The sequence below is a fragment of the Kitasatospora sp. CB01950 genome (assembly GCF_001905465.1).
Classification (GTDB): domain Bacteria; phylum Actinomycetota; class Actinomycetes; order Streptomycetales; family Streptomycetaceae; genus Kitasatospora.
Map to the genome: position 1 here is coordinate 299,789 of NZ_LISX01000006.1, position 19,452 is coordinate 319,240.

Consider the following 19,452-nt stretch of genomic DNA (forward strand, 5'->3'; position numbering starts at 1 on the left):
GGTCAACGCCCTTCGTGAATCTGCTCGAACTGTGCGGACTTGGCGGCGAGGAGGGCTTCGAGGTCCTCGGTGGACAGCTCGTCGAGCTCGTCCTCGGCGACCGACTCCTCGGCGACCGACTCGGCGGCGGCCGGCGCGGGTTGCCCGGCGGCGGCCTCCAGCGCGATCTCCATCTGCTCCGCGAGGAACGGCACCATCACCTCGATCGAGGGGAAGCGCCAGGTGAGGGTGGCCGGCAGGCCGGTCCCCGTGGATGCCTCCAGGCGCTTGCGCAGCTCCAGGGACATCAGCGAGTCGAAGCCGAGGCCGACCAGCGGCGCCGCCGGGTCGACCAGCGACTGCTCCAGGCCCAGCACCTTGGCGGCCTGGTCGACACAGTGCCGCACCAGCAGGGTCCGGCGGCGCCGGCCCGGCTCCACGGCCAGCAGCCGGCCGCGCAGTTCACCGGACGCCTGCCGGGCGGCGGCCCCGCCGGCCGCGCCCGCCCGGTCGGTGACCAGGTCGAGCAGCAGCGCGGGCAGCAGACCGCCGGCCGCCGCCTCGGCGAGGCGTTCCCGGTCCAGTGGCAGCACACAGGCCAACGGGTCGGTGGTGCGCATCAGCCGGTCGAACGCGGCGATGCCGTCGGCCGGGCTCAGGCTGAGCACGCCGCGGGTGGAGAGCGCGCCCCCGCGGTCGGGCCGGGCGGCCAGACCCACCTCGGACCACGGGCCCCAGGCGATGCTCAGCGCGGGCAGGCCCCGGGCCCGGCGGTGCAGCGCCAGGCCGTCCAGGAACGCGTTGGCGGCGGCGTAGTTGGCCTGGCTGGCGGAGCCGAGCAGCGCGGCGGCCGAGGAGTAGAGCACGAAGAAGTCCAACTCCCGTTCCCGGGTGGCCTCGTGCAGGTGCCAGGCGCCGGCCGCCTTCGGCCGGGCGACCGCCTGGAAGCGCTGCTGGTCCAACTGCAGCAGCAGGCCGTCGTCCAGCACCCCGGCGGTGTGCACCACACCGCCCAGCGGCGGCAGTTCGGCGTCCACCTCGGCGAGCAGCGCGTCCAGCTCGGCGCGCCGCGAGACGTCCACCGGGCGCACCAGGACGGACACCCCGCACTCCCGCAGCTCCGTGATCGCGGCCTCGGCCTCGGCGGACGGGGCGGAGCGGCCGACCAGCACCAGGTGGCGGGCGCCCTGGTCGGCCAGGTAGCGCGCGGTGGCCAGGCCCAGGCCGCCGAGACCACCGGTGACCAGGTAGCTGGCGCCGGGGCCGACCGGCGGCAGGTCCGCGCGGACCGCGACCTCCGCCCGCTCCTCGGGCCGCAGCACGATCTTGCCGGTGTGCTTGGCCTTGGCCATGTACGAGAAGGCCGCGCCGGCCTCGCCGTAGCCGAAGGCGGTCACCGGCAGCGCGCCGAACTCGCCCCGGGCGAAGCCCTCGGCCACCTCGGCGAACAGGTGCCGCACCAGGGCGGGCTGTTCGGCGAACGAGTACTCCAGGTCGACGGCGAAGAACGACCGGTTGGCCTTGAGCAGGCCCATCCCGAGCGGGCTGTCGCCGTAGACGTCGCGCTTGCCGATCTCCACGAACCGCCCGCCCGGGGCGAGCAGTTCCATGCTGCGGGTGAGCGCCTCACCGGCCAGCGAGTTGAGCACCACGTCGATCCCGCGCCCGCCGGTGGCGGCCGCGATCCGGTCGGCGAACTCCAGCGAACGGGAGTCCAGCACGTGCTGCACGCCGAGCGAGCGCAGCAGTTCGCGCTTCTCCTCGGTGCCGGCGGTGGCGAACACCTCGGCGCCGCAGCGCCTGGCCACCTGGATCGCGGCCAGCCCGACGCCGCCCGCGGCGGAGTGGATCAGCACCGTCTCGCCCGGCGCCAGCCGGCCGAGGTACTCCAGGCCGTACACGGCGGTGAGGAAGGCGATCGGCACACCGGCCGCCTGCTCGTCGGTCAGCCCCTCGGGGCGGGGCGCCACCAGGTGGCGGCCGGTGGTGGCGAACTCGGCCATGGCGGAGCCGGCCACCGCCATCACCGGGTCGCCGACCCGCAGGTCGTCGACGCCCTCGCCGACCGTTGCCACCCGGCCGGCGCACTCGCCGCCCAGCGGCACCACGCCGCTCGGCATGCCCGGGCAGTCGCCCATCGCCTTCAGCAGGTCGTTGAAGTTCAGGCCGGCGGCGGCCACCTCGATCTCCACCTGGCCGGGGCCCGGCGCGGTGCGCCGCCACACGGTCGGCACCAGGCTCTCCAGAATGCCCGGCCGCTCGGCCAGCACCCGCAGGTTGGTGTCCCGGACCCGGTCGTAGCGGCGGCGGCGCCAGGCGCCGCCGTCCACCGCGCGGCGCGGCTCCAGACGGGGCGTCAGGCAGGTCCCGCCGCGCACCGCCAGCTGGGCGGGGCCGGACTCGGCGAGCAGCCGGTCGGCCAGCAGCGCCGCCTCGACGGCCGAGCCCGGAGCGGTCGCCGGGTCCAGGTCCACGACGAGCGGCCGCAGTTCGGCGTGCTCCAGGACGGCCACCCGGGCCAGACCCCACAGCGGGGCCTGGGCGAGCGCGACGGCCGGCCCGTCGCCCGGGACGTGCTGGGCGCCGCGGGTGAGCAGCGCCAGCCGGGGCGGGGCGGCGAAGCCGGCGCCGGCCAGCGCCTGCACGGTGTGCAGGGCGGCGGCGGTGGCCGCGTCCTGCCCGGTCCACAGCAGGTGCTCGCCGCCGTCCGCCTCCGGCTCGGGTGCGTCCAGCGCCCAGGCGCTCAGCACGCCGAGGCAGCTGCCGGGGCGGGAGTCGCGCAGCTCGGCGAGGAGCCCGGGCAGGGCGCCGGGGGCCTGCGGCGACAGCCGGTGGGCGTCCGGGCCGAGTCGTTCGGCCTGTTCGCCGGCGGTGGCGGTGACCACCTGGGCGCCGCGGGAACGCAGTTCGGCGGCGAGCGCGTCGGCGGTGCCGCCCCGGTCGGCGAGCAGCAGCCACCAGCCGTCCGGCTCGGCGCCCTCGGCGGGCGCGGGGGCGTCGGCCGGCTGCCAGGCGAGGTCGAGCAGGGCCTCCGCGCCCGGCTCGGTGTCCGCGGCGCCGCCGAGGCGCTGCAGGGTGATGCCGTCCAGGGTGCCGAGGACGGTGCCGTCGGCGGCCAGCAGCTCCACCCGGCAGCCGGCGAAGCCGTCCGGCTCGGCGGTGCCGCGCACCGCGTGCGCCCAGGCCGGCACGGCGCGGGCGGTGTGCAGGGTGAACGAGCCGACGCCGACCGGGAGATGGGTGGCGGTGCCGTCCAGGGTGCCGTCCAGCGCGGCGGCCAGCGCCTGCAGGCAGCTGTCCAGGACGGCGGGGTGGACCGGGTGGGCGGCGCTCCCGCCGGTGAGCTCGGCCGCGTCGCGCAGCTCGGCGAGCGCCTCGCCGGCGCCGCGCCGCAGCGCGCGCACACCCTGGAAGGCGGGGCCGTAGCCGATCCCGGCCCGCTCCAGCGCCCGGTAGAAGCCCTCGGTGTCGACCGGCTCGGCGCAGCGGGCGCGCAGTCCGTCCAGGTCGACGGTGGCCGGCGCGGCCTCGTCGGCGGCCCGGTAGCGGCCCGCGGCGGCCTCGGTCCAGCCGCCGTCCGCGCCGCCGGTCGGCCCGGACAGCTGGCGGAAGGAGCCGGTGTTCCCGGCGCCGGGCTGCAGCACCAACTGCCAGGTGGCGTCGGCGGCCTGGTCGGGCAGCACGTTCATGGCGGTGAGCGCGACGCCCTCCAGCGTCACCCGCTGTTCGCCCAGCGCCTCCCGGGCGGCGGCCAGCGCGGCGTCCAGCAGCAGCGCGGCGGGCAGCACGGCGGTGCCGCCGACCCGGTGGTCCGCCAGCCAGCCGAAGCCGGCCCGGTCGACGGTGGCGCTCCAGTGCAGGGTGCGGGGCTCGACGGCGGAACGCAGCGCGGTCTCGCGCAGCGGGTGGCCGCCGGCGGTGCGGCGGCGGACCGCCGGGCCGTCGGCGGGCCGGCTCTGCCGGTGCTGCCACGGGTAGGACGGCAGCGTCAGGTTGGGTCCGTCCGCGGGGAGCAGCCGGCTCCAGTCCACCGGATGGCCGGCGCAGTGCAGTTGGGACAGCGCGGCGAGCAGCGCGGGACGGCCGGGCTCGTCGCGGCGGAGCGAGCCGACCGCGACGCCCTCGGCGCCGTCGGCGTCGAGCCGGTCCGCGATCGGGCCGAGCAGCGTCGGGTGCGGGCCGACCTCGACGAACGCGCCGTGGCCGGACTCCACCAGCGCGGACACCGCCCGGTCGAACAGCACGGGGCTGCGCAGGTTGGCGCCCCAGTAGGCGGCGTCCAGCTCGGACCCGTCCAGCACCCGGCCGTGCACGGTGGAGAGGAACGGCACCTCGGTCGGGCGCGGTGCCAGGCCCTGGAGCAGTCGCCGCAGGTCGTCGGCGGGCCGCTCCATCAGCGGGCAGTGCGAGGGGAATTCGACCGACTCCAGCACCCGGCAGAACAGTCCGTCGGCGGTCAGGCGGGCGGCCAGCTCCTCGATCTCCGCGCCGTCGCCGGAGAGCACCGCCGACTGCGGGCCGTTCGCCCCGGCGACCCAGACCCGGGCCAGGCCGGAGCCGGCGACCAGCCGCTCGGCCTCGTCGAAGGCGACGCCGACCACGGCCATCCGGCCCCGGCCGACCGCCGAGTGCAGCACCCGGCCGCGGTGCAGCGCCACCAGCAGCGCCTCCTGCAGGGTGAGCGCCCCGGCGACGTGCGCGGCGGCGATCTCGCCGACGCTGTGGCCGACCACGGTGTCCGGCCGCACGCCCCAGGCCTGCCACTGGGTGGCCAGCGCGATCTGCACGGCGCACAGCGCGGGCTGGCCGACGGCGGTGTCGGTGAGCCTGGACTCCTGCTGCCCGGCGGCGAGTTGCGCCAGCAGCGACCAGTTGGTGTGCGGGCGCAGCAGTTCGTCGCAGCGCTCCAGGACGGCGCGGAACACCGGCTCGTCCATCAGGTCTGCGGCCACCGGCCACCAGCGCGGCCCCTGGCCGCAGAACACGAACGCGGTGCGCGCGGTGCGGCCCAGCACCCGGCCGCCGTGCAGCACGGCGGGGTGCTGCTCGCCGGCCAGGAACGCGTCCAGCCCGGCCCGCCACTCCTCGGCGCTGCCGCCCAGCACGGCGAGGCGGTGCTCGGGGTGCTGGGTGCGGCGCAGCGCGGCGGTCGCGGCGGTGGCGGACACCGGCGCGCCGTCCGGGCGGTCCAGCAGCTCGCGGTAGCGCTCGGCCAGCGCGGTCAGCGCCTGCGGGTCGCGGGCCGACAGCAGCAGCGGGACGGCGGACGCGTCACCGGCGGCGGGCGCGGCCGGGCGGGTGCGCGGGCCCTCCTCCAGCACCAGGTGCGCGTTGGTGCCGCCGAAGCCGAACGAGCTGACGCCGGCCAGCGCCGGGCCGGCGGTGGCGGGCCAGGGCTGCGCCCGGTCGACCACCCGCAGTGCCAGTTCCTGGAACGGGATGTGCGGGTTGGGGGTCTCGAAGTGCAGGCTGGCCGGGATCGAGCGGTGACTGAGCGCCAGCGCGGCCTTGATCAGGCCGCCGATGCCGGCCGCCGCCTCCATGTGGCCGAGGTTGGACTTGACCGAGCCGATCAGCATCGGCCGGTCCGGGGCGCGGTCGGCGCAGAGCACCGCGGACAGCGCCCGGGCCTCGATCGGGTCGCCGAGCAGGGTGCCGGTGCCGTGCGCCTCGACGTACTGCACCTGGTCGGGGCCGACCCGGGCCGCGTCGTAGGCGGCGCGCAGCACCGCCTCCTGGGCGAGCGGGTTGGGGGCCATGATGCCGTTGCTGCGCCCGTCCTGGTTGACGGCGCTGCCGCGCACCACGGCGTAGATCCGGTCCTTGTCGGCGAGCGCCCGGCCGAGCGGCTTGAGCACCACCACGCCGCAGCCCTCGGCCCGGACGTAGCCGTCGGCGCGGGCGTCGAAGGCCTTGCAGCGGCCGTCCGAGGCCATCGCCCCGGCCTTGGAGAAGTTGACGGCCAGCGCCGGGGAGAGGATCAGGTTGACGCCCGCGGCCAGCGCCAGCGTGCACTCGCCGGAGGCCAGCGCGGCGGCGGCCTGGTGGACGGCGACCAGCGAGGACGAGCAGGCGGTGTCCACGGCCATGCTGGGGCCGCGCAGGTCGAACAGGTAGGAGAGCCGGTTGGCGGCGATGCTCAGCGCGCTGCCGGTGCCGGTGTAGGCGTCGATCTTCTCGATCTCGTGGAAGTTCTGCACACCGTGGTCGAAGCTGGAGATGCCGACGAACACGCCGGTGGCGGTGCCGGCCAGCTGCTCGGCGGGCAGGCCGGCGTCCTCCAGTGCCTCCCAGGCGACCTCGGCCAGCAGCCGCTGCTGCGGGTCCATCCGGGCGGCCTCGGCCGAGGAGATGCCGAAGAACTGCGCGTCGAAGCCGTGCACGTCGTCCAGGAAGCCGCCCCAGCGGCTGGTGGTGCGGCCCGGCTCGGCGGGGTCGTCGGTGGCGTAGTCGGCGAGCTTCCAGCGGTCCTCGGGCACCTCGGTGACGGCGTCACGGCCCTCGGTGAGCAGCTGCCAGAAGCCCTCGGGGCCGTTGGCGCCGCCGGGGAAGCGGCAGCCGATGCCGACCACGGCCATCGGCTCGGCGGCGTACTCGGCGGTGGCGGCCGGAGTCAGGAACGCCGGGACGGAGGCGGACTCGGCGGACTCGGCGGGCTCGGCGGGCTCGGCGGGGGCCTGCGGGGTCCCGGCCGCCGCGGGCCCGGCGCCGGCCAGGTGCGCGGCGAGCGCCTCGACGGTCGGGTAGGCCCAGGCGAGGGTGGCCGGGAGCGTGCGGCCCAGGTGGCGCTCCAGCTCGCCGATCAGGGCGACCAGGTCGACCGAGCGCAGGCCCAGCCCGGCGATCGGCGCGGTGCGGTCGATGCCGGCCGGGTCGCAGTCCACGGTGCGGGCGATCCGCCCGGTCAGCCAGGCCTCGATCTCCTCGGCGCCGGGGGCCTGCGGCGCGTCCTCGGCGCCGGGCTGGGCGACCGGCTCGGCGACGGTGGCGACAACGGGCGCGGGCGCGGCGGCGGGCGTGCTGCCGTCCGCGGTCCAGGCGGCGAGCGCGGGCAGGCCGCCGGCCAGGTAGGTGTCCAGGCAGAGCGAGCGCTGCAGCTTGCCGCTGGAGGTCTTGGGCACCCCGCCGCGCCGCACCAGGGAGATGGCGTGCACGGGGATGCCGTGCGCCTCGGCGACCCGGGCCCGGATCGCGGCGAAGATCGCCTCGGCGTTCAGGTCCTGCGGCCTGCCGCCCACCTCGTGCACGATGATCAGCCGCTCGGCGCCGTCGATCTCGCGGGCGCCGGCGATGCCGCAGCCGGGGCGCAGCGCCGGGTCCACCGACTCGATGGAGCGTTCGATGTCCTGCGGGTAGTGGTTGAGGCCGTCGATGATGATCAGGTCCTTGGCGCGGCCGGCCACGTAGAGCTCGGGGCCGTCCAGGAAGCCCAGGTCGCCGGTGCGCAGGAACGGGCCCTCGTCGGTGCCGTCGATGGTGGCCCGGAAGGTGTTCTCGGTCTCCTGCGGGCGCTCCCAGTAGCCGTGCGCCATGCTCGGGCCGGCCAGCCAGATCTCGCCGACCCTGCCCTCGGGCATCCGCTGCCGGGTGACCGGGTCGACGATGGCCAGCTGCTGGTCCTCCAGCGACCAGCCGCAGCCGATGCCGGTGCGGTACTCCTCGCCGTCCCGCGCGTCCACCGCGGCGCCCTGCTCGGCGAGCGCGGCGGCCTGCAGTCTGCGCACCACCGGCTGGCCGTCGAGCTGCCCGCCGCTGACGGCGAGGGTGGCCTCGGCCAGCCCGTAGGAGGGCATGAAGGCCTGGCGGCGGAACCCGGACGGCGCGAAGGCCCGGGCGAACCGGTCCATGCTCTCCACCCGGACCGGCTCGGCGCCGTTCAGGGTGACCCGCCAGTTGCTCAGGTCGAGCGCCGCCCGCTCCTCCTCGGTGCTCCTGGCCACGCACAGGTCGTAGGCGAAGTTGGGGGCGCCGCTGAGCGTGCCGCCGGCCGCCGAGATCGCCTCCAGCCAGCGCAGCGGGCGCTTCAGGAAGGCGAACGGCGGCATGAAGGTGACCGGGTAGTTGCCGAAGGCGGGCGCCAGCAGACCGGCGATCAGGCCCATGTCGTGGTACGGCGGCAGCCAGATGACCAGGTGGTCGTCGGGGGTGGCGTCGAAGAAGCGGCGGTTGAGCGCGGCCAGGTTGTGCACCAGGTTGGCGTGGCCGACCATCACGCCCTTGGGGCGGCTGGTGGAGCCGGAGGTGTACTGCAGGAACGCGAGGGAGTCGCCGGTGATGTCGGGCCGCTGCCAGGAGTCGGCCGCGGTCAGGTCGAGCCGGTCCACGCTGATCCAGAGCAGCTCGGCGAACGACGGGACGTGCACGGCGAACTCGTCCGCCGTCGCGGTCACCGAGGCCGGGGCCAGCACCGCCTTCGGCCGGGCGTCCTCCACCACCCCGATCAGCCGGGGCAGGGTGCGCTTGAGCAGGGTCGGATCCGGAGGGTAGACGGGGACCGCGATCACCCCGGCGTACAGGCAGGCGTAGTACGACACCACGTAGTCCAGCCCCGGCGGGCAGACGATCAGCGCCCGCTCGCCGGCCCCGACCTGCTCGCGCAGCAGCACGGCGAGCGCGCGGGCCCGCCGGTCGAGCTCGGCGTTGGTCAGGCAGACCGGGGCGCCCTCCCCGTCCGGCAGGAACCGGTACGTCCGGTCCTGCGGATGCTCCAGGAAAATCTCCCGGTAGTGGTCGACGAGTGTCGTGTACTCGCTGCGGTGCCCGGCCTTCGCCATCTTTCGCTCCAGGAATTCAGGTTGCCCAGTGGCTGCCTCCGGCGGGTCGTCTGGGAATTCCCGCTCCTCGGCGCCCGCAGCTTATTGGCGCACTTTGTCAGGTGTCTTCGGCATAACGGTCGAACCTTTTTGCGTCGTCCGTTTGATTCAGTCGGTCCGGAAACTCCACCAAAAGGTTGAGACGCGGCCGGGGCGGTCAACATCTGATGGGACGCGGGCAGCCGGAGCGGCTCGGCGCTCCGGCGGAGCCGCGGCCGTCCACGAAAACGACGAGGCCCCGGGCGGCAGTCGCCCGGGGCCTCGCGTACGGGGGATGGATCGGTGCGGGTGCGTCAGCCGGCCACCTCGACCAGTTCCACCAGCACGCCGCCGGCGTCCCTGGGGAAGACGAAGTTGATCCGGGAGCCCGCGGTGCCGCGCTGCGGGGTGTCGTAGAGGAGCCGCACACCGCGGACCCGCAGCTCGGCGCAGGCCGCGTCCAGGTCGGTCACGGTGTAGGCCAGCTGCTGCAGGCCGGGGCCCGACGTGCCGATGAAGCGCCCGATGACGGAGTCCGGGGAGAGCGGGGCGAGCAGCTGGATGCGGCTGCCCTCGGCGTCCAGCGGGTCGACCGCGAGCATCGCCTCGCGCACGCCCTGCTCGACATTCTCCTCCACGTGCACACACTGCATTCCGAAGACGCGCTGGTACCGGTCGATGGCCTCGTCGAGGTCGGGGACCGCGATACCGACGTGGTCGATACGGCGCAGGCCGATTGACGTGCCCGCCATTGCTAGAGTGTCCGTCATGCGTCGAGAGTAAGTCAGGGAATGCCCGGGGAACAGGCCCTCCTAGGAATTCATCAGGAATTGTCGAGGCATTCTCCAGGGCGGCTCAAGCGGCGCTCAAGCGGTTCTGCGGCGACCCGGGCACCGGACGGCCCCCGATCTCGTACCCTGAGGGCGAGGTCGGAAAGGTCGGGAGCCCGCTCAGGGCCGGGGAGGACACGCGTGATCCGGATTCTGCTCGCCGAGGACATGTCCATGCTCCGCGGCGCGCTCGTCGCCCTGCTCAACCTGGAGGACGACCTGGAGGTGGTCGCCGAGCTCGCCCGGGGCGACCAGATCGTGTCCGAGGCGCTGCGGGTGCGGCCCGACGTGGCGGTCATCGACATCGACCTGCCCGGCCTGGACGGCCTGAGCGCCGCCGCGCAGCTGCACGACCGGCTCCCCGAGTGCCGCGCGCTGATCCTCACCAGCCTGGGGCGGCCCGGCACCCTGCGCCGCGCCCTGGAGTGCAAGGTCTCCGGTTTCATCCTCAAGGACGTGCCGCCGCGTCAACTCACCGAGGCGATCCGGGCGGTGGTGGCCGGGGAGCGGGTGGTCGACCCGCAGCTCGCGCTCTCCGCGTTCGACGCCGGGGCGGAGAACCCGCTGACCCAGCGCGAGACCGAGGTGCTGCGGCAGGCCGGGCAGGGCGCGGAGGCCGACGAGATCGCCGACCGGCTCTTCCTCTCGGTCCGCACGGTGCGCAACTACCTGACGGCGGCGGTGACGAAGCTCAACGCGCGCAACCGGGTGGACGCCGTCCGGATCGCCCGCGAGGCCGGCTGGCTCGACCACCACGGGCACTGACCGCGAGGCACGGGCCCCAGGGCCTACGCCTGCGCGGGCACCTGGGCGGACAGCCGGAAGCAGTCGGTGCCCTCGACGGCGCCGACCTCCAACAGGCCACCGACCCCGGCGATCCGGTCGGCCAGGTTGGCCAGGCCGGTGCCGTTCTCCCGGGCGCCGGCGCGGTCGGCGGGCACCCCGTCGTTGGTCACCAGCAGGCGGACGTCGGGCCCCTGGGCGGTGAACTCGATCCGGCAGACCTCCGCCCTGCTGTGCCGCAGCAGGTTGGTGACGCTCTCCCGCAGCACGGTGGCCAGCACGGTGTTCGCCTCGCCCGACGGCGCCGGCGCCGAGACGTCCACCTGCGCCCGGATGCCGCCCGCCGCCAGCACCCCGCGGGCCGACTCGATCTCGGTGAGCAGCGACATCTCCCGGTAGCCCCGGGCCACCGTGCGCACGTCGGCCAGCGCCTGACGGGAGATCGCCAGCACGTCGGTGAGCTCGGAGAGCGCCTGTTCGGGCCGGACCCGGACCAGCGCGGAGGTCAGCTCGCACTTCACGGTGATGGTGGAGAGGCTGTAGCCGAGCAGGTCGTGCAGGTCGCGGGCGAACCGCCGGCGCTCCTGCTCGACCGCCATGGCGGCCATCGCGGAGCGCGCCTCGTACAGCCGGTCGACCAGCTCCACCAGCCTGGTGATGCCGTAGAGCACCAGCGAGGACAGCACGTTGGCCACCACCAGGTAGACCGACGCGGCCGGTGTCATGCCGAGGACCGGCCCGGTCGGCGCCAGCGCCAGCAGAAAGGCGCCGTACCCGATCCAGGCGTCCCGGCCGGCCGGGACCAGCAGCAGCGACGCCCCGGCGAAGCCCATCATCGCGCCGGTGTTCCAGCCCGCCAGGTAGAGCGGCAGGAAGGCGAGCGCCCCCTGCAAGGCCAGCGTCCAGCGGCCGTGGCGCCGTCGCAGGCCGGCCGCGCACGGCAGGCAGTGCACCGCCTGGAGCCCGGCGATCAGCAGGAAGTCGACCATCAGGGAGGTCAGATGGACGTGCCCGGCGGTGCTGGTGCAGATGTCGACCATGCTCTGCGCGACGAAGCCGGCCATGATCACGCCGAGCAGCGCCGGGGCCAGCCGGCGCGGCGGGACCCCGCCCATCAGCCGGGCCAGCAGCGCGGACGAGCCGGCCGCCCCGTCCAGTTCCTCGGGCGGCCGCCGTCCGCCGGAGGCCCGCTCGTCCTCGTGGCGGCGGCCGGCCGGCCGTGTGTGTCGCGTGCGTCCGGTCACCGGCTCCCCCATCAGTCCCGCAGCAGCAGCCCGACGTCCCATTCGATCTTGAGACGCTCCGACGAAGCATAGGCCCGCTTACCTGGCAGTCCAGCCCTCGGCGAACACCGGCTGCCGGCGGCCTCCGGTCGAAGGCGGTCGACGGGCTCCGACGGGAATCCAGTCGGCTTCGAGGTTTCGTGCGCACCATGGCGGTGCCGTCGCGGCACAGGGCTGTGGGCCCGTCCGGCGGATCCTTCCGGGCGCGACCCGCCGGGCATCCCGGCCGGACCGCCCGACGACCGCGTCGCGTGACGACCGCATCGCTCAAGAACGGGGGAGATCTGGGCATGAGATACCCGGGGATCTTCATCGCGGGGGGCGCGACCGAGCTGCCGCCCGCGCAGGACGTCGAGGCCGCCGTCGCGGCCGGGCGGCTGGACCGGCGCACCGCCGACCGCACCGGGGCCCTGGCGGTGACGGTGTCCGACGGCCCCTCGGGTCCCGAGCTGGCCGCCCGGGCGGCGCGCCGGGCGTTCACCGAGGCCGGCTCGCCCGGGCTCGACCTGCTGCTGCACGCCACCGTCTACTACCAGGGTCACGACCTGTGGGCGCCGGCCTCCTACGTGCAGCGCGAGGTGCTGGCCGGCACGCCGGGCTGCGTGCCGTGCCCGGCCGTCGAGATCCGCCAGCTCTCCAACGGCGGGATGGCCGCGCTGGAGCTGGCGGCCGGCCACCTGGCCGCCGCGCCGGGGCGGGGGCACGCGCTGCTCACCGCCGGCGACCGGTTCGAGGAGCCCGGGTTCGACCGCTGGAACGGCGACCCGGGCACCCTCTACGCCGACGGCGGCTCCGCCCTGCTGCTCTCCAACCGCGGCGGTTTCGCCCGGCTGCGTTCCCTGGCCACCGTCTCCGCGCCGGAGTTGGAGGGCATGCACCGCGGTGACGACCCGTTCGGCGCCGCCCCCTTCGCGCACCGCCCGGTGGTCGACATGGAGACCGCCAAGCGCGCCTTCGTCTCCCGCACCGGGGTCGGCCGGTGCACCGCGCTGGTCTCGGCCGGGCAGCGCCGGGCACTGGAGACGGCGCTGGACGAGGCGGGCAGCAAACTCGCCGACATCGACCGGTTCGTTCTGCCGCACCTGGGCCGGCGACGGCTGGAGGCGGCCTTCTTCGCACCGTTCGGCATCGACCCGGAACGGTCCACCTGGCCGTGGAGCCGCACCGTCGGCCACCTCGGCGCCGGGGACCAGTTCGCGGGCCTGGACCACCTGCGGCGCAGCGGTGCGCTGCGGCCCGGCCAGCTGGTGCTGCTGGCCGGCATCGGCGCCGGCTTCACCTGGTCGTGCGCGGTCATCGAGGTGCTCGGGCCGCCGTGCCCGGGCGGAAAGGGCACGGAAGCAGCGTGACGAGACAGAGAACACCCGACCGGCGGGTGGTGATCACCGGCCTGGGGGCGGTGGCCCCCGGCGGGATCGGGATCAAGGCGTACTGGGAGCTGCTCACGTCCGGGCGCTCCGCCACCCGCACCATCACCCACTACGACCCCTCGCCGTTCCGCTCCCGGGTCGCCGCCGAGGTCGACTTCGACCCGGTCCGCGAGGGCCTGACCCCGCAGGAGATCCGCCGCATGGACCGGGCCGCGCAGTTCGCGGTGGTCGCGGCCCGCGAGGCGCTGGCCGACAGCGGGCTGGCCGTGGCGGCGCTCGACCCCGGCCGGATCGGCACCGCGCTGGGCTCCGCGGTCGGCTGCACCACCAGCCTGGAGCGGGAGTACGTGGTGGTCAGCGACGGCGGCCGGCGCTGGGAGGTCGACCACGACTACGCGGTCCGCGACCTGTACCGCCACTTCGTGCCCGGTTCGATGGCCGTGGAGGTGGCCCACCTGGCCGGGGCCGAGGGCCCGGCCGCGGTGGTCTCCACCGGCTGCACCTCCGGCCTGGACGCGCTCGGCCACGCGGTCGAGCTGATCCGGGAGGGCTCCGTCGACGTGATGGTGACCGGTGCCACCGAGGCGCCGATCTCGCCGATCACCTCGGCCTGCTTCGACGCGATCCACGCCACCACGCCCCGCAACGACGACCCGGAGCACGCCTCCCGACCGTTCGACCGGACCCGCAACGGCCTGGTGCTGGGCGAGGGTTCGGCCGTGCTGATGCTGGAGGAACTGGAGCACGCCCGGCGCCGCGGCGCCCGGATCTACGCCGAGATCGCCGGTTTCGCCTCGCGCTGCAACGCCTACCACATGACCGGTCTGAAGGCGGACGGCGTGGAGATGGCCGCGGCGATCACCGCCGCCATGGACGAGGCCCGGCTCGGCCCCGACGGCCTGGACTACATCAACGCGCACGGCTCCAGCACCAAGATGAACGACCGCCACGAGACCGCGGCCTTCAAGGTCAGCCTGGGAGAGCACGCGTACCGCACCCCGGTCAGCTCGATCAAGTCGATGATCGGTCACTCGCTGGGCGCCATCGGCGCGTTGGAGATCGCCGCCTGCGCGCTGGCGATGGAGCACAGCGTGGTGCCGCCCACCGCCAACCTGCACGAGCCGGACCCGGACTGCGACCTGGACTACGTCCCGCTGCACGCCCGGGTGCAGCGCACCGACGCGGTGCTCAGCGTCGGCAGCGGGTTCGGCGGCTTCCAGAGCGCCATGGTGCTGGCCCGTCCGGATCGGAGAATGCCATGACCGCCGTCGTCACCGGCATCGGGGTGGCCGCCCCGAACGGCCTCGGCACCGACGCCTACTGGCAGGCCACGCTGGCCGGCCGCGGCGGACTGCGCCCGCTCACCCGCTTCGACGCGTCCTCCTACCCGTCCCGGGTGGCGGGCGAGATACCGGACTTCGAGGCCGCGGAGCACCTGCCCAGCCGGCTGCTGCCGCAGACCGACCGGATGACCCGGCTGGCGCTGTTCGCCGCCGAGGGCGCCCTCGGCGACGCCGGTCTGCGCACCGAGGAACTGCCGCGCTACGGCGTCGGCGTGGTGACCGCGGCCTCCGGCGGCGGCGTCGAGTTCGGGCAGCGCGAGCTGCAGGCGCTGTGGTCGCAGGGCAAGGAGCACGTCAGCGCCTACCAGTCCTTCGCCTGGTTCTACGCGGTCAACTCCGGCCAGATCTCGATCCGGCACGGCCTGCGCGGGCCGAGCGGGGTGCTGGTGACCGAGCAGGCCGGCGGCATCGACGCGCTGGGCCACGCCCGGCGGCACATCCGCCGCGGCACGCCCGTGGTGGTCTCCGGCGGGGTCGACGGGGCGCTCTGCCCGTGGGGCTGGGTGCCGCAGATCGCCACCGGGCTGCTCTCCACCACGACCGACCCGGAGCGCGCCTACCTGCCGTTCGCCTCCGACGCGGGCGGCTACGTGCCCGGCGAGGGCGGGGCCATTCTGGTCCTGGAGGACGACGAGCAGGCCCGCGCCCGCGGCGCCCGCCGGTACGGCGAGGTCGCGGGGTACGCGGCCACCCTGGACCCGGCCCCGGGGAGCGGCCGCCCGCCCGGGCTGCTGCGGGCCGTCCGGCTCGCCCTCGACGACGCCGGGATCGGCCCGGACGAGGTGGACGTGGTGTTCGCCGACGGCGCCGCCGTGCCCGAGCTGGACCGCATCGAATCCGACGCCCTGACCGAGCTGTTCGGCCCGTACGGGGTACCGGTCACGGTGCCCAAGAGCATGACCGGCCGGCTCTTCGCCGGCGCCGCGCTGGACACCGCCACCGCGCTGCTGGCGATCCGCGACGGGCTGATCCCGCCGACCGCGCCGGTCGACGGGCCGGCCGCCGAACACCGCATCGACCTGGTCACCGGGGCGCCCCGCCCGGCCCGGCTGCGCACCGCGCTGGTGCTGGCCCGCGGCTACGGGGGCTTCAACTCCGCGCTGGTCCTGCGCGGTTGCACCGACACCACCGAGTCCGAGGAGACCACCCGATGAGCGTTCTCGACCTGCCCACCCTGACCCGGATCCTGCGCGAGAACGCCGGCGTCGACGAGTCCGTCGACCTGTCCGGCGACATCCTCGACATCCCGTTCCCGGAGCTCGGCTACGACTCGCTGGCGCTGCTCCAGGCCATCGGCGTGATCCAGCGCGACCTGGGTGTCGCGCTGGACGACGACGCCGCCTCGGCGGAGACGCCCCGGGAGTTCCTCACCGTGGTCAACGGCGGGGAGCTGCCGTCGGCCGGGAACGCCTGACCCGGTGGACGCCGACACCGCACTGCGGCCGCCGCGCCCGGTCGCCCTGCTGCTGCCCGGCCAGGGCTCGCAGTACCCGCACATGGCGCGCGGCCTCTACGGGCAGGTGCCCGCGTTCACCGAGCCCTTCGAGGAGGTGCTGGGGCTGCTCGGCCCGCCGGGCGAGGAGGTGCTCGCCGACTGGCTGGCCGAGCGGCCCGCGGTGGACATCGACCACGTGTCCCGGGCCCAGCCGCTGATCTTCGCGGTGGACTACGCGCTGGCCCGGATGCTGACCGCCTGGGGGCTGCGGCCCGCCGCGTTCGTCGGGCACAGCGCCGGCGAGGCGGTGGCCGCGGTGCTGGCCGGCGTGCTGTCGCTGCCGGACGCCGTCCGGCTGCTCGCCGAGCGGGTCGAGCTGATCGCCGACGCGCCGCCCGGCGGGATGCTCGCGGTCGCCGCGACCCCCGCGCAGCTGGCGCCGTACCTCACCGCCGAGGTGGTGGTCGGCGCGGTCAACGGGCCGCAGCAGGTGCTGCTGGCCGGCCCGGACCCGCAGCTGGAGCAGGTGGCGCAGCGGCTGCGGGCCGCCGACCTCGTCTGCATGCGGGCCAGGGCGACGAGCGGGTTCCACAGCCCGTCGCTGGCCGACTGCTGCCGCCGTGCGCTGCCCGGCTTCGCCGGGGTGCGGCTGTCCCCGCCGGCCGTTCCGCTCTACTCCGGCCGGGTCGGCGGGGAGCTCGACCCGGGCTCGGCCTGCGACCCGCTGTTCTGGGCGATGCAGCCCGCCGAGCCGGTGCTGTTCGCCCCGGCCCTGGACGCGCTGCTGAGCCGTGGCCCGCACCTGCTGGTCGAGGCCGGGCCCGGGCAGGGCCTGACCGCGCTGGCCCGCCGGCACCGCGAGGTGGCGTGCGGGCGCAGCGCGGCGGTGCCGCTGCTCGGCACCCGGGCCCGGCAGCCCGAGGCGGACCGGCTCGACGTGCTGCGGGCGGTCCGCGCCCTGGTCGAGGAGGGCCACCCGGTGCGGCCGCTCGGCCTCGACGAGCTCGCCCCGGCCGCCGCCCGAGGCTGAACCCCCTTCCCTTAGACGGCTTTTGACGACACAACCTCAGGGAGCCCCACCATGGTCGAGAAGACCACCCCCCGACACCGGCCCGCCCTGGTCACCGGCGGCACCAGCGGCATCGGCCTGGCCGTCGTCGAGCAACTCGCCGAGGCCGGGCACCCGGTGTACTTCTGCGCCCGTGACGCCGACCTGGTGGCGGCGGTCACGGAGAAGCTCCGCGGTCGCGGCCTGGACGTCCGGGGCGGCGCCGCCGACGTCCGCGACGCCGCCGAGGTGCGCGCCCTGGTGCAGGACGCGGTCGCCGCGTACGGCCCGCTGGACATCCTGGTCAACAACGCCGGCCGGGGCGGCGGCGGCATCACCGCCGAACTCCCGGACGAGCTCTGGGACGACGTGATCGCCACCAACCTCACCGCGGTCTTCCGGGTCACCCGCGAGGTGCTGACCACCGGCGGCATGCGGGAGTCCGGGCACGGACGCGTCATCAGCATCGCCTCCACCGGCGGCAAGCAGGGCGTGATGCTGGCCGCGCCGTACTCCGCGTCCAAGCACGGCGTGGTCGGCTTCACCAAGGCGCTCGGCCTGGAACTGGCCGGCAGCGGGATCACCGTGAACGCGGTCTGCCCCGGCTACGTGGAGACCCCGATGGCGGAGCGGGTCCGGCAGGGCTACGCCGCGCACTGGGGGATCACCGAGGCGCAGGTGCTGGAGAAGTTCCACGCGAAGATCCCGCTCGGCCGCTACTCCACCCCCGAGGAGGTGGCCGGCCTGGTCGGCTACCTGACGAGCGACACCGCCGCCTCGATCACCGCGCAGGCCCTCAACGTCTGCGGCGGCCTCGGCAATTACTGACCGACCCGAACTCCAAGGAGGTTCGCCGTGGCTGAACCACGCATCCGCACCACCCTGCACCGCACCACGGTGCCGGCCGATCCCGACCAGGTGTACGCACTGCTCGCCGACGCCGGTCAATGGCCGCAGATCTTCACCCCGACCGTACACGCCGAGGTCACCGAAGTACCGGACGCCGACCAGCAGTTGATCCACCTGTGGGCGCTGGCCAACGGCGAGGTCCGGGACTGGACCTCGCGCCGCACGCTGGATCCGGCGGCCCGCCGGATCACCTTCCGACAGGTGGTCTCCTCGCCGCCGGTCGCCTCGATGGGCGGCGAGTGGCTGATCGAGGCGGCGCCGGACGGCGGCTCCTCGGTCACCCTGCTGCACGACTTCGCCGCCGTGGACGACGACCAGGAGGCGGCGGAATGGATCGAGCAGGCGGTGGAGCGCAACAGCACCGCCGAACTGGAGGCGCTGAGCCGCGCGGTGACCGCCGGCCCGGACGGCGAGCCGCTGCGGTTCGCCTTCTCCGACTCGGTGGACGCCGAGGGGCCGGCCGAGGCGGTCTTCGAGTTCCTGGCCCGGGCCGAGCTGTGGCCCGAGCGGCTGCCGCACGTCGGCCGGCTCGACCTGACCGAGCAGGGCGACGTCCAGCGGATGGAGATGGCCACCCTGGCCCCCGACGGCTCCGAGCACACCACGGTCTCGCTGCGGGTGCTCCGCCCCGAGCAGCACACCCTGGTCTACAAGCAGACCGTGCTGCCCGGCGCGCTGGCCTCGCACACCGGGCGCTGGACGGTCGAGCCGCACGGCGCCGGGGTGCGGATCACCTCCTGGCACGGCGTCACCCTGGACGTGGACGGGGTGGCCCGGCTGCTCGGCGCGGACACCGCCCTGGCCGACGCCCGCGCCCGGGTCCGGCACAACCTGGGCGCCAACAGCACCGCCACGCTGCGGCTCGCCAAGGAGTTCGCCGAGCAGCACGCCGAGCGGCAGGGGGCGGCGTGGACGCGATGAGTCTGAGCGGCCGCACCGCCGTCGTCACCGGCGCCAACCGGGGCCTCGGCGAATCGGTGGCCGAAGCGCTGCTGGCCCGCGGCGCCCGGGTGGTCTGCGCCGCCCGGGACGAGGCCGCCGCCGGGCCGCTGCTGGCCCGCGGCGGCGACCGGGTGCACTTCCACCGGACGGACGTGCGGGACCCGGACTCGGTGGAGCGGGCGATGGCGTCCGCCGTCGACCGGTTCGGCGGGCTGGACATCGTGGTCGCCAACGCCGCCGTCAACGCGCCGGGGCCGGTGGCCGCGATCTCGCCCGAGGCCTGGGCGGAGGCCGTGTCGATCAACCTGAGCGGCACCTTCCACTGCCTGCGGGCCGCCGTGCCGCTGCTGCGGGAACGCGGCTGGGGCCGGATCATCACGCTCTCCTCGGCGCTCTCCACCCGGCCGATGCCCGGCGCCGCCGCGTACTGCGCGACCAAGGCGGCGGTGGAGGCGCTCACCCGGGTGACCGCCCTGGAGGTGGCCGCCGACGGAATCACCGTCAACTGCCTCTCCCCGGGCGTCGTCGACCGGGGCATGGGCAGCGCGCTGGTGGCGAACGAGCGGCTGTGGGGGCAGTTCCTGCCGAAGCTCGCCTCCGGCCGCCCGGGCCGCGGCGAGGAAGTCGGCGCGGTGGCCGCGTTCCTGGCCGGCGAGGAGAGCTCCTACGTGAACGGCGCGGTGATCGAGGTGGACGGCGGCATGGGGCACTGAGCCGCCGGACATGCGGGAGGGGGCG

12 protein-coding genes are annotated in these 19,452 nt (G+C 75.4%); 9 read left to right on the plus strand and 3 right to left on the minus strand.

The features are described 5' to 3' along the window. Positions 1–2: 2 nt before the first annotated feature. Together AMK19_RS18060 and mce are read right to left on the minus strand one after the other, a co-directional pair. Positions 3–8,753: a type I polyketide synthase gene (locus AMK19_RS18060; RefSeq protein WP_073812881.1), complete on the minus strand. Its 8,751-nt coding sequence runs from the start codon at positions 8,751–8,753 to the stop codon at positions 3–5. A 332-nt stretch (positions 8,754–9,085) separates the two neighbouring features. Then, positions 9,086–9,541: a methylmalonyl-CoA epimerase gene (gene mce, locus AMK19_RS18065; RefSeq protein ID WP_073812882.1), complete on the minus strand. Its 456-nt coding sequence runs from the start codon at positions 9,539–9,541 to the stop codon at positions 9,086–9,088. 201 nt (positions 9,542–9,742) lie between these two features. On the opposite strand from mce, the gene AMK19_RS18070 reads away from it, so the two are divergent. Next, positions 9,743–10,366, plus strand: a complete 624-nt coding sequence (locus AMK19_RS18070; protein WP_073812883.1) for a response regulator transcription factor — start codon at positions 9,743–9,745, stop codon at positions 10,364–10,366. Between the two features lie 23 nt (positions 10,367–10,389). Here AMK19_RS18070 and AMK19_RS18075 read toward each other — a convergent pair whose 3' ends face one another. Beyond that, a complete protein-coding gene (locus AMK19_RS18075) occupies positions 10,390–11,628 on the minus strand; it encodes a sensor histidine kinase (protein WP_158071922.1) in 1,239 nt (412 codons plus the stop codon). Between the two features lie 329 nt (positions 11,629–11,957). Here AMK19_RS18075 and AMK19_RS18080 point away from each other — a divergent pair, with 329 nt between their 5' ends. The 8 genes from AMK19_RS18080 to AMK19_RS18115 are packed head-to-tail and all read left to right on the plus strand — an operon-like array spanning position 11,958 to position 19,427. Then, positions 11,958–13,016, plus strand: coding sequence for a ketoacyl-ACP synthase III family protein (locus AMK19_RS18080; protein ID WP_073812886.1), 1,059 nt, complete (start codon positions 11,958–11,960; stop codon positions 13,014–13,016). Further along, positions 13,013–14,299: a beta-ketoacyl-[acyl-carrier-protein] synthase family protein gene (locus AMK19_RS18085; protein WP_073812888.1), complete on the plus strand. Its 1,287-nt coding sequence runs from the start codon at positions 13,013–13,015 to the stop codon at positions 14,297–14,299. The genes AMK19_RS18080 and AMK19_RS18085 overlap by 4 nt, the downstream gene beginning before the upstream one ends. Then, entirely contained in the window at positions 14,296–15,534 is a 1,239-nt protein-coding gene (locus tag AMK19_RS18090) for a ketosynthase chain-length factor (RefSeq protein WP_073812889.1), read from the plus strand. The genes AMK19_RS18085 and AMK19_RS18090 overlap by 4 nt, the downstream gene beginning before the upstream one ends. Beyond that, positions 15,531–15,794, plus strand: a complete 264-nt coding sequence (locus AMK19_RS18095; RefSeq protein WP_073812891.1) for an acyl carrier protein — start codon at positions 15,531–15,533, stop codon at positions 15,792–15,794. Before AMK19_RS18090 ends, AMK19_RS18095 begins: the two co-directional genes overlap by 4 nt. A gap of 4 nt (positions 15,795–15,798) precedes the next feature. After that, positions 15,799–16,845: an acyltransferase domain-containing protein gene (locus AMK19_RS18100; RefSeq protein WP_073812892.1), complete on the plus strand. Its 1,047-nt coding sequence runs from the start codon at positions 15,799–15,801 to the stop codon at positions 16,843–16,845. 51 nt (positions 16,846–16,896) lie between these two features. Beyond that, positions 16,897–17,691 carry an SDR family NAD(P)-dependent oxidoreductase gene (locus AMK19_RS18105; RefSeq protein ID WP_073812894.1) on the plus strand — a complete coding sequence of 265 codons (795 nt, stop codon included), beginning with the start codon at positions 16,897–16,899 and terminating at the stop codon, positions 17,689–17,691. Between the two features lie 27 nt (positions 17,692–17,718). After that, the gene (locus AMK19_RS18110) at positions 17,719–18,693 is read left to right on the plus strand and encodes an aromatase/cyclase (RefSeq protein WP_241844458.1); all 975 of its coding nucleotides are present in this window, start codon (positions 17,719–17,721) and stop codon (positions 18,691–18,693) included. Continuing rightward, positions 18,690–19,427 carry an SDR family NAD(P)-dependent oxidoreductase gene (locus AMK19_RS18115; RefSeq protein ID WP_073813074.1) on the plus strand — a complete coding sequence of 246 codons (738 nt, stop codon included), beginning with the start codon at positions 18,690–18,692 and terminating at the stop codon, positions 19,425–19,427. Before AMK19_RS18110 ends, AMK19_RS18115 begins: the two co-directional genes overlap by 4 nt. The last annotated feature ends 25 nt before the right edge of the window (positions 19,428–19,452 follow it).

What these genes read in the sequence shown, in the direction of transcription:
- AMK19_RS18060 (WP_073812881.1), bottom strand. Translation starts at nt 8,753, where the DNA reads ATGGCGAAGGCCGGGCACCGCAGCGAGTACACGACACTCGTCGACCAC.
- mce (WP_073812882.1), bottom strand. Translation starts at nt 9,541, where the DNA reads ATGACGGACACTCTAGCAATGGCGGGCACGTCAATCGGCCTGCGCCGT.
- AMK19_RS18080 (WP_073812886.1), top strand. Translation starts at nt 11,958, where the DNA reads ATGAGATACCCGGGGATCTTCATCGCGGGGGGCGCGACCGAGCTGCCG.
- AMK19_RS18090 (WP_073812889.1), top strand. Translation starts at nt 14,296, where the DNA reads ATGACCGCCGTCGTCACCGGCATCGGGGTGGCCGCCCCGAACGGCCTC.
- AMK19_RS18095 (WP_073812891.1), top strand. Translation starts at nt 15,531, where the DNA reads ATGAGCGTTCTCGACCTGCCCACCCTGACCCGGATCCTGCGCGAGAAC.
- AMK19_RS18105 (WP_073812894.1), top strand. Translation starts at nt 16,897, where the DNA reads ATGGTCGAGAAGACCACCCCCCGACACCGGCCCGCCCTGGTCACCGGC.
- AMK19_RS18115 (WP_073813074.1), top strand. Translation starts at nt 18,690, where the DNA reads ATGAGTCTGAGCGGCCGCACCGCCGTCGTCACCGGCGCCAACCGGGGC.